The organism is Streptomyces sp. NPDC059718 (genome assembly GCF_042733315.1).
Lineage (GTDB): Bacteria > Actinomycetota > Actinomycetes > Streptomycetales > Streptomycetaceae > Actinacidiphila.
The window spans coordinates 1-11,038 of record NZ_JBHWGA010000095.1; the positions used below are offsets into that span (position 1 = coordinate 1).

Genomic DNA, 11,038 nt, shown 5'->3' on the forward strand with positions numbered 1-11,038 from the left:
GTGAGGACCACGTTGACGTGGACCGCCACCTCGGCCTCCGTCGCACCGTCCACGACCGTGATGACGATCGGGCGCGAGATGAGGTTGTTACCCCCGTTGTTACGGGTCTTCACACCGAACTCGAAGCCACCGAGCGTGCGACGCGCATCCTCGGGCCTCCCGCCGCCCCTGCCGACGATGGCGTCCAGGACCCCGTCCCCGGTCAACCGCGCCGAGCCGGAGGCAGCCGGCGCGGCAGCGGAGACGGACTGCGGCAGGTTCTTGTTGATGCCGTCGACCAGGGCGTTACGGGTGTCGACGGCCATGTCGATCAGCTGTTTGAACGTGACCTTGTCGTCCCCGGTGGCCTTGATCAGCGCCTTCCACTCCGCCTTCCGGGCAGTACCGAGTTCCTTGACCTCCAGCTTCGCGAGGGTGGTGGTGCCGTCCGCCTGGATTTCGTGGAAGGCGATGGCCGCCAGGCTCTTCCCGGCGTTCCCGTCCTTCACGAGCACGTCCGGGTGGTGCAGCTTGAGGTAGTGCTCGATCTGCTCGGTCCAGGTCTTGGGGTTCGCATGGCTCTGGGTCAGCCCGTTGAGGATCGACCGCGGGTCGTTCCCCACTCCCAGGGCGATCCGGTCCCCGTCCGTGACGAGGGCGAGACCCGAGTCGAACACGACGGCCTGGTTCTCCCGGCCCTGCCACAGGTGGCGGCGGTTCTTGACGAGGCTGTCGAGGAGCCGTTCCCCCTCCCTGGCCTCGTAACTGATGGTTTCCCCGGAGATCTCGCCGAACCTGATGTCCTTCTCGAGGCCGAGGGAGTTGGCCGTGTCGACACGGATGAAGGTGTTGGGCTCGGGGAAGTAGATCGTCCGCGCGTCGGTCTTGGCCATCGCGTCGCGCACGGCCAGGTCGAGGTCCGCGGCGTTCTTCGCGACACCCTCGGGGAGGGTGTAACCGCCACTGACCATCTCGGGAGCGAGCCCGTTCTCGGCACTCAGCGATTCGATCTTCGCGGCGGCGCGCTCGAAGAGCGGCTTCCCTCCGACGACCAAGCTCTTCACGTCGGCGTCACCGACGTGCAGGTACACCTCTCCCCCGGCGTTGAGCCTGACCTTGTCGAGCATTCCACGGGTGAGGTCGTCCCGGATCACCGCTTCGCGGAGCGCGCCGTAGGGGATCTCCTTCTGGGCGCCGGCCGCGACGAGCTTGGGATCGGGCTGGTGCCAGGTGTAGCCGGTGACGGAAACCGCGAAGTCGCCCTCCTTCTCCCATGCCTGGGCGAACTTGCGCACCGTGTCGGCGATCGCGGTTTCCGTGCCGGCACGGCCGTTGACACCGATGACCAGGCCCAGCCGCTCGCCGAGGGACTCCTTGCCGAACGCCTTGCCGTACGTCTTCGCCAGCGTGAGCAGATCGGTGTCCGGGGTCGCGATGACCGTGGCGACGAAGCGGGTGCCGTCACCGGCCTGAAGCGCTCCCTTGGCCATGCCGTCGTACTGGGCTAGGGGCTTCAACTGGTAGTGACCGGCGATCTTCTGGTAGCCCTCGGTGAATCGCGTGGCGTCCGTCTGCCGCGTGAAGGTGGGCGGGACGGCCGTCGGCTGCGAGGGATTCGGCTTGGCCTTCTTCGGTGCGTGGGGCGCGATCCCGTCGACCGCGTCGACGTCCACGTGCGGCACATGGACGTGGTCGTGGCTGACGACCTGGGCGTGGATGAGGTCCAGGTAACGCGGCCGCAGTCCGCCCTGGGACAGGCCCTCCGGGGCGGCGTTGTGGTAGTTGCCCATCAGGCTGCCGTCCACCTCCGGCCGGTGCCCTGCGGTGGTGTCCCGGTACTCGTCCCGCAGACCCAACTGGTGGCCCAGCTCATGCGCGAGATCCTGCTCGGTGGCGTCGATGCGCCACTGGTGCTGGTTCATCGCACTCTGCGGCCGACCCACGTGCACGTTCAGGTGGGCGTCGGCGGCATTCCCCGCGACGCGCTCCAGCGTGACGTGCAGGACGCCGCCATCGCCCAGCAGCCCACCCGGACGGTTGAAGACCCGCTCCACACCCGACAGCGCACGGTCCCAGAGCGCGTCCACCTGAGTCGGTGACAGCCCGTCACCAGTCAGACGCACCTTGACCGTCAGATCCGTGACCGGACGCCCACCGAACTCGAACTTCCGCACGTCATAACCCGCGCGCACCTCGTACCGCGGCGCATGAGCACCGCCGCCCCGCGGCGTCGACACCGGGTCCACCCACGAGTGCTTCACCGTATTCGGTGCCGCCGCACCACGCGCCTCGTACCAGCCCTCGTCCAGCGTCAGACCAACCCGCCCCGCACCCGCACCGTGCAGCGAGTCACCCACCACTCCGGCGGGCACCGAGACGGCAGGCGCCGACACACCCCCGGAGTCACCTCGGACGGGGAACGACTTGTCGCCCTGGAAGTGAACCCGCACGTCCTCCGCGCCGGAACCGTGGACGACGGCGTGCCGCACGTCGTCCTGGAACCGATGGAGCGTGTCCAGCACTTCCCCCGGCGGGAAGCGGTTGTCGAGGGCTTCGATGAGCTTCTGTTCCGAGACGCCGAGGGCCTGCGCGAGGTTCCTGGTGTTGCCCGGCCTGCTGTTCCAGCCGGACGACAGGGCGTTGCTCGGCCCCACGTGGATGGACTTCGACGCGGTGTCGCTTGAGGCACCGTGCAGGTCGATCAGGTTCTGGTCGGTGTGCGGCCGCGCGGTGAGGTGGAACTTGCTCCCCGTGATCGTGACTTCCGTCGTGTTCGCGACCTTCTTCCCCGCCAGCGTCACGTCAGCCTCGTTGCCCGAGCCGAGCATCACGTTCAGGTGGACGGCCACCTGCGCTTCCGTCCCTCCGTCCTTGACCGTGACCACGATCGGCCGTGAAACGAGGTTCTTGCCGTTGTTGTTGCGGGTGCCCGCGCCGAACTCGAAACCGCCGAGCGTACGGCGTTCCTCGCCACCGTTGCGCCCACCCGTGCCGATGACGGCGTCCAGAATCCCGTCCTCGGTCAGCTTCGCGGAGCCCCCCGAGGCGGACGGCGCCGCCGGGCTGACGAACGAGGCACCGCCGGACTGGTCGACGCGTGCGGCCGTACCCGTGAAGAGGCCGTCCCGGGGCACGCCACCGCGGTCGAGGAGCGAGGCGGTGAAGACGAGGTCGTCGTAGCTCTCGTGCAGGCCGTCGACGGCCCCTGCGGCCGCACCCTCTCCGGGTGCCGAAGCAGGTGCCGGGGCGTGCGCCGATGACGGACCCGGACCCGGGAGGTGACCACCGCCGGCTCCGGAGGACGACGGGCCGGGGCCACCCGAGTGGGCGCCCCCGGTCCCGGGCGGCGCCGGGTGCACGCCGGGTGCACGGCCCGCGCCCGGTCGCGCGTTGTGGATCTCGACGGTGAAGGAGTGCCCGTTGGCCTGGGCGAACTGCTCCAGTTGCAGCTTCTGTGCCTGCAGCGCCGGGTCGAACCCGTCGTCCACGAGCACGACGCGGTTGAGGTCGTCCCACTTCACGCCGCCGTGGATCTGGGCCTCGAAGTACCTGCCGAGGTTGCGCTCCAGCGTTCCGGCGTCCCGGAATCCGCGGAACGCGCTGTCGTACTGGAAGCCGGTCGCCTCGGCGAAGGCCAGCCGGACCAGGGGTTCGGGGCCGTGGTTGAGCAGCGGCAGCATGTTGCCGCGGCCGGTGACGCTACGGGCGCCCTCCAGTCCCTCGATGAAGCTGTCCGCCGGCGTGAACGTGGCGCGCTGCATCACGTCGGGATTCAGGTGGAAGACCGCCCGCCCGTACATCTTCACGCCGCTCGGCCGGTACTTGGACGTGAGGGCCGCGTAGTTGGGCAGGTCCACGAGGTCGTCGGCGGTCGGGGCGAACGGCCGTCCCTGCGCGCCCGGGTAGATCCCGGACGCCTCGGTCGTCCGCTTCACGGATGCCGGCAGGCCGAGCGCCTCCTCCGTCTTGCCGCGCGTGACGTAGTACCCCGCGTTGGCGTTGTTGGTCTCCCACGCGTTGCGGAGCAGCTGGGTGTCCGAGGTCAGTGCGTCCAGGAGCGTCCCTCCGGCCGGCGTCACGTCGCCGAGCTTGAGGTTCACCGTGAGGGAGAGGTCTTCCTGCAGGTGCCGGTGGACCTTCGCGATGAGGTCATGGGCCTGCGCCCCGTCGAGCGGGTAGTCCTCCGCCCACTTCCAGTCGTCGCCGCGCAACTTGGTGGTCAGGAGATCCGTGTCCGCCTCCAGCGTGCGCAGCGCCCGCCGCTCGGCCATCACGATCGCGGAGAGCTGCGGCATGCGCAGGTTCTCCAGCTCCGGGCGTCCTTCGAGGACCTGGTACAACTTCACGTTCTCGTCGAAGGACTTCTGCTGCTGCACCAGCACCGACTTGAGCGCGTCGTCGCGCTCCGCGCCCGCCAGGGCCTTGGAGAGCACGTCCTTGTGCGCCGTGAGGTCTCCCGCGTACGCCTCCCTGCCGTTGCCCGCGGGCCATCCCTTGGCGGACTCCGGCTTGCTGATCCAGTGGGCCACCGTCAGGTCCTGCCCGCTGGGCACCAGTGCGTGGCTGGTCTTCCCGCCCTCCAGCGGGGTGACGACGTGCGTCGCGGAGGGGACGTGGTCCACCGACTGCACGACACCTTCGGGGGCGGGCGGAACGACGTCGGCCCGGCCCCTGCCGCGGAACAGCGACCGCAGCCCCTCGGGCAGGTGCGGAGCCGCGCCGCCGAGCCCGTACCCGCGGTACGCCTGCACCTCGGGGAGCGGCGCGCCGCCGGTCACGTCGGACCAGTGGGCCTCCGCCTGGGCCAGCGCCGCGTCGGCCTGCCGCACCTGTTCCCACGATTCGAGGTAGCGCACGCCGTCGATCTCGGCCGAGGTGCCGACGCCGTCCACGTAGCGCGTCTGCAGGTCGTCGCGGATCGTCCGGGCGTTGATCAGCTCACGGCGGGCGTCGGTGATGGCCGCCGACGCGTCGATGTCCGACAGGTCGTCCCCGAGGTCCCCGCGCAGACCGTCGTGGTTCGATCCGGTGCCGGTGGTGTCCAGGGTGCCGGTGCCGGTGGGCGACTTGCCCTTCCCCTTGTCCACCACCGCGGGGGGCGCGTCCGGGACGTCGCGCACCGCCGTGCCCACCGAGCCCTCGGGCACCGCGGGCCGCGCGTCGAGCACGGCATCCATGAACCCGTCGGTGAACCGGCCCGCGTCGGTGTGCCACAGCGGCAGGTTCCGCGCCGCGTACAGGTAGGCGTTCTCCAGCTGTGCCGCCGTGATCCGGTGTTCCTCCAGGACGTGCGCCCCGCCCCCCGGCGCCCCGTCGACGGTGCCGCGGACGGCACCGAGCTCGCCCGGCGCACCCGGGCCCAGGGGCACCGGCGCGTCCCGGCCCGGCAGCCAGACCGTCAGCGAGCGGGCACCCGTCGAGCCGTCGGTGCCCAGGACCAGCCGGATGTCGGCGGCGGGGTCGCCGATCGCGTGCTCCAGGTGCTGCCGTACCGGCCGCGTGTCGTCCATGAACCGTACGACGTCGTCCCCGCCGGCCCCGTGGACGACCGGCGGCGAACCGGCCGGCAGGTCGTCCGCCGAGTGGCGGAACACGCCCATGTCGTCGAGCATGCCGTCGATCTCGTCGAGCATCCGCTGTACTTCCGGCGCGTGCTGCACCGGAGACTGCGGCAGGTGCCCGGTGGAGTCCCCCGCGGCCGACGGGCCGGGACTCGGGGCCGGTTCCGGGACGCTGTCCACGGAACCCCGTCCGATCCCCGAGAGCGAGTCGCCGGCAACGGGCGCCGTCACCGACGGTCCCGGCAGATCGGACAGCCCCGGACGGAGCGTGCCGTAGCTCTCGCCGAGCTGCCGCGACAGCTGGCGTCCGGCGTCGTCACCCGAGGTGAGGATGGTGTGGGTGATCATCTTCTCGAACTGGTCGAGGATCAGGAGACGTTCCTTCTGCGGAGCCGTCGCGAGATTGCCGTCGATCAGAGGACGCTGGTGGTCGAAGAGCACGAAGGTCTTCGCCTGGTCGCTCGCCGCCTTGAACTGGTCGTTCGCGTGGAGCCGCCAGTCCTCCACCTCGCCGAAGGCGTCCTGGTACCGGATCGTGTCGTCGGCGGTCAGCTTGGCCACGGGAGACGTGCCGTCCGCCCAGTGCCAGGCGCCGTCGCGGCGCAGCATCGTGTCGACGAGTCGGTACGGGGCCGCCACCCACAGGTCCGCCACGGACTTCCCGAGCGCGGCGGAGACGAAGCCCTCGGCGAACCGCACGCAGTTGTAGCGGAACAGGTCGTACACGGCACCGGAGTTGGCCATCGCGTACCGGTACCCGTCGAACAGCTGCGCCGCGGTGATCCGGTAGGTGCCCAGCACACGAACGTGCCCGGAGACGAGGTATTCGGCGTCGTTGACGATGGCGCCCGGGTTGCCGAAGAGGTTTCCGTCCTCGGGGTAGAAGCCGATCGTGAGCGGCTTGCGCTCGCCCGGCAGCATCACGGCCACCATGGCGTGGCCGACGTCGTCGGAGAACTCGCGCCAGGTCCGGCCTCCGGGGCTCGCGACGAGGGCCACCTCGATGTCCGCCGCGGGGTTGTCGAAGGCCCGTTCCACGTGCTGCCGCAGCGGGCGGATCAGGTCCACGAACTCCGAGAAGCCGTCCAGGTCCTCGGTGCCGTGCTCGCCGACCGGGGAACCGGGCAGCGAGTCGTCGTCCATGTCGAAGTGCGAACGCATCGGTGCGCCGGTGTCGTCCAGGACCAGGTCGTCGAGCCCGTCGAGCAGGCCGCTCTCCGGCCTCGGCGGCACAGGCGGTGCGTGGTGCCCGCCCGGCCCCGGGGTGACGGGCGCGTCGTCGGCGAAGTCCGTGTCCCTGACGCCGCCCGGGAGCTTCCCGCGTTCCGGGCCCGCGAGGTGCACGGCCAACTGGTCGGCCTGCGCCCGGACGTCCACCTTGGTGAAGGCGGCGCCGCGCAGGTCCTCCAGCACCTGGCGCGCGGCGGTGACGGTCTCCACCGTCACCGCGTCCGTCCCCATCTTGCCCAGCTTCAGGTTGACCTCGTGGAGCAGCTCCGTCTCATGCGAGTGCACGCGCCCGCCACCCGACGTCGCGGGCGGCACCGGCGCGGGGTCCTGACGCAGCGGCACCGCGACGTGCCCGTCCCCGGTGACGGCCACCTTGTCGTGCGGGGCCGGGGTGACGACCGTGTCGTCGGTGCTCCTCGCGGGTGCGCCGGCGAACGCGTGGCCCGCGTCGACGTCAACGGTCCTCCCGGCCCCGGCCCCGGCCCCGGTCCCGGGCGCGCCGGCGAAGGCCGGGCCGTCGACGGGACGGACGCCCCGGCCGTCGTCGAGGAGGTCGAGTGCGGAGCGGGCCACGTCCTTGGGGGGCGTTCCGTGCACGCCGCCCTTGGGCAGGCCGGGAGCGGGTGCGCCGTGGCCGGCGGAACCGGGCGCGGTGTCGGGGACCACGGAGCCGGGACGGCCGCTGCCCGCGGGGTGCACGATCTCGTCGAGGGTCAGATGCGCCTGGTGGGCGCGTGCGGCACCGGCAACGTTGTCACCCAGGGTGGACCCGATGTGCGTGGGCACCGGGTTGTTCGGCGTGGCCTTCGGGCCCGCCGCCAGCAGGTCGAACGCCGACCCGCCGGTGCCGGCGCCGTTCTGGTGCCCGGGGGCCCCGTTGAGCGGGCCGTGTGCGCCGCCCGTTCCACCGGGCGCCGCCAGGAGGTCGTGGGCCCCGGCCCCGCTCGGCGGCGCCTGGACACCGGTCAGCGCGGTGTGCGCGGCGCCCGGGCCGCCGGGGGCGGCGAGCAGGTCGTGGACCGCCGTGGTGCCCGGGGCGGGCGCGGGCACACCGGTGAGGGCGGTGTGCAGCGCGCCGCCCCCGCCGTGCGGTGCCGTCAGGACGCCGATCGTGCCCTGGGAGAGCAGGCTCCCGTTGCCCTTGGCGGCCAGGGCGGTGATGTCGACGCCCTCGTGCACGGCCGGGGCCCCCGCGGAGCCGGGCACGTACAGGCCCGAGGAGTGCGTCACGTGGCCGCCCGGGGCCGCCGCGCTCACACCGAGTCCCTCGCTCATCTGACCGGGCGTCACGCCGAAGGCGTCGATCTTCATCCCGCTCAGCTGCGTACCGGCGATGTCGACCACGTCGTCCATGTGCCGGACGGCCCGGAAGCCCGCCGTCGAGCCGTCGACCAGTGACGTCGCCCCGTGCACCGACACCGGGTTCATCGTGCCGACCCGCAGCCCGGACAGGTCGACGGTGTCGATCGGCGCCACGGAGAAGGAGGCCGGGCGGATGGACGTGTGGGTGTCGGCGAAGTTGCCGAAGCGCACGTCGGACAGGTCCATCCGGGCCATGTTGATGTTGGCGTGCGCGACGTCGAAGTGCGGGGTCGCGCCGTGCGGGCCGATCGGCACGGCGCTCGCGGTGTGCGCCGCCGTGCCGCCCACCGGCAGGTCCCACACGCCACGGCCCATGACGCCGCGGTCCCAGAAGCCCATCCGCAGGGCGCCCTTGAGCCCGTACTCCGCCACGTCGGTGTGCGTCACGGGCAGGATCAGGCGCGCCCACTTGCCGCCGGCCATCTGACTGCTCCAGGTCTCCTGCGCGAAGAGCTGGAAGTTCTTCCACGCGCCCGGGGCGCCGGCCCGTACCGCCGTCGTCCAGCCGCGCACCACCACGGGGATGGAGCGGACTCCCTGGACGACCACGAGCCCGTTCTTGACGAACACCGACCCGGCGAGGGCGGGCAGGTTGTGGAAGTTCTGCATGACCCACAGGCCGCCCTGGCGCACCCAGGTGAGGCTGATCCGCGCGACGTCCCGGAGGCCGGTGAAGACGGTGGCGAACCGGAATCCGCTGATGATGTCCCGCAGGGACAGGATGCTGCCGCGGCCCCACTGGATGCCGGCGGTGACACCGCTCTTGATGAGCTTGCCGATGCTGAAGATCGGCAGCGCCTTGGTGGTCGGGGCGATGATGCCGAGCCCGGCGAGGAACAGGTCGAGGAAGCCGATGTCACCGCGGGCGAAGTCGATGGCCGCCTTCACGAACAGCGTCATGTTGACGCCGAAGGCGAGCAGGGCGATCGGACCGCCGAAGATCAGCGCCGGCACGATGAGGATGATCGCCAGGATCTGGAACATCTCCCAGAAGACCTGGCAATCCGAGATCGGCAGCCGGATGTCGGAGGCTTTGTTGATCACGCCGGCGACGGTGTTGCCGTGCTCGCCGAGTTCCGCACCCGCGCTCTCGGCGGTCTGCCGGTGCACCTCCAGCTGCGGGTCGTCCTGCGGCAGGCCGCGGGCGGCCGACAGGGCGCCGTCGGCCTTGCCCTGGGCCTCCTCGACCCGGTTCGCCCAGTCGCCCAGGGTGCGGGAGACCTCCTCGAAGGAGTTGGCCACGTCGTTGATGTGGTTGCGCAGCCGGTCGTCGATCTTGCCGCGCAGGGCGTCCGCGGTCTGCCCGGCGAAGACACTGCTGTCGGCGGTGTTCATCACCTGGTCGATGGCCTGCGCGATGAACCTCGCCTGCGAACCGATCGTGGACAGGTCCGTGACCAGCTGACGGATCTGGACCGGGTCTCCGGGGGTCGGGTCCCCGTGGAGACCGACGACGTTCCAGTCGCTCGGGCGAGGCATGCGGGGGATCCCTCCCAGTTCGGAGCGGAGGAGCTCGGCGGAACCCTCCACGTGGACCACGCGCGGGGCACGCGAGTGGTTCATGTGACGTGGGTCAAACCTGCGCGCGACGGTGAACCGGCAGGGGGCGTGGTGCGTGGTCGAGGTGACCGGATTCTCCAAGGGCCGTCCGGAGGTCCCCTGTGCCCGAGATCAAAATCGACTACGACGTCCTCAACGACGCCAAGCAGCGCCTGGAAGCCCTGGCGGGCGAGATCGACCCGCTCATCAAGAAGGGCATCTTCGGCCGCCTGAGCTCGGGCTACGGCGAGGCGCAGGCGGTCCTCGGCCATGAGGGCGTGGCACTTGCGATGTCGACCTTCCACACCAACGCCACCAGCACGATGGGACGCGCGGACAAGGGCATCAAGGAGCTCGCCGCGGCCTTCGGCTCCGTGGGCGAGGCGTTCCGGGAGTTCGACTCCGAGCTGGGCGCCCAGATCGGTGTGATGAGCGCCAACCTGCACGTGCAGAACTGGAAGCAGCAGAAGGCCCAGTGGGAGTACAAGCAGCAGCACCTCAAGGAGTGCGAGGGGCCGGGCGAGCTGCCGGACTTCTGCTCCGCCACGGACCCCGGTGACACGCCGCCCGACTTCCACCTGGACACCAACCGCGGTCACATCGACTCGCACGTGGAGGTCGACAAGGACGGCAACGTCACCAAGGAGGTGACCACCGTCGAGTACGACGGCAAGAAGTACACCTCCACCACCACGTACACCGGTCCGAGCTACACGACGGACACCACGTACCCGGACGGCAGCACCGCCCACACGGTGGCCAACATCAGCGGCGACGGCAGCGGGACCATGACCGTCACCAACAGCGACGGCGGCCACACCGAGTACACCCGCGGCCCGAAGGGCTCCGACGGCAAGACGCCGGAGTGGACGTACTCCGGCGGCGACAAGCCGGGCGGCGACCCCGACGACCCGAAGAACCCCAACAACCCGGACACCCACCCGCAGAACCCGGGTACCCACGGCGGAACCAACCCCAAGATCGCCTGATCGGGAACACCCCCCACAGGCCCCTCAGCAGAACAGAAAGGCGATGCAATGCCTGCGATTCACATCGTTCCCGAGGACGTCCGGCAGCGGGCGTCGGCGCACGCGTCCACCTGCACCGAGTGGATGGCCCGGCTCGAGGGCCTCAAGGGCCAGGTCGAGAGCATGCTGAACGACGAGCTGGTGCTGCCCCAGGCCAGCGGGGCCATCCGTGACGCCTACCAGCAGTTCACCGGCAGCCTCACCCAGGCCATCCACGGCCTGGAGAACTTCGGCGAGGCGTTCACCTCGATCGCCAAGGGCGCCGAGGACTTCGACACCCAGGTCGCGAGCAACTTCACGAAGTAGCGGCCGCACGCGAAGGGCCGGGCGGGGCATCGT

2 protein-coding genes and 1 pseudogene are annotated in these 11,038 nt (G+C 70.8%); 2 read left to right on the forward strand and 1 reads right to left on the reverse strand.

All coding sequences use genetic code 11. The features are described from left to right. Positions 1-9,611, reverse strand: a pseudogene (locus ACFV3E_RS45440) (hypothetical protein); the annotation flags it as partial. A gap of 182 nt (positions 9,612-9,793) precedes the next feature. On the opposite strand from ACFV3E_RS45440, the gene ACFV3E_RS45445 reads away from it, so the two are divergent. Beyond that, complete coding sequence (locus ACFV3E_RS45445) at positions 9,794-10,660, forward strand: hypothetical protein (protein WP_500542258.1); 867 nt, start codon at positions 9,794-9,796, stop codon at positions 10,658-10,660. Between the two features lie 48 nt (positions 10,661-10,708). After that, positions 10,709-11,005 (forward strand): hypothetical protein, encoded by a 297-nt coding sequence (locus ACFV3E_RS45450; protein ID WP_500542260.1) that lies wholly within the window; start codon positions 10,709-10,711, stop codon positions 11,003-11,005. Positions 11,006-11,038: the final 33 nt, after the last annotated feature.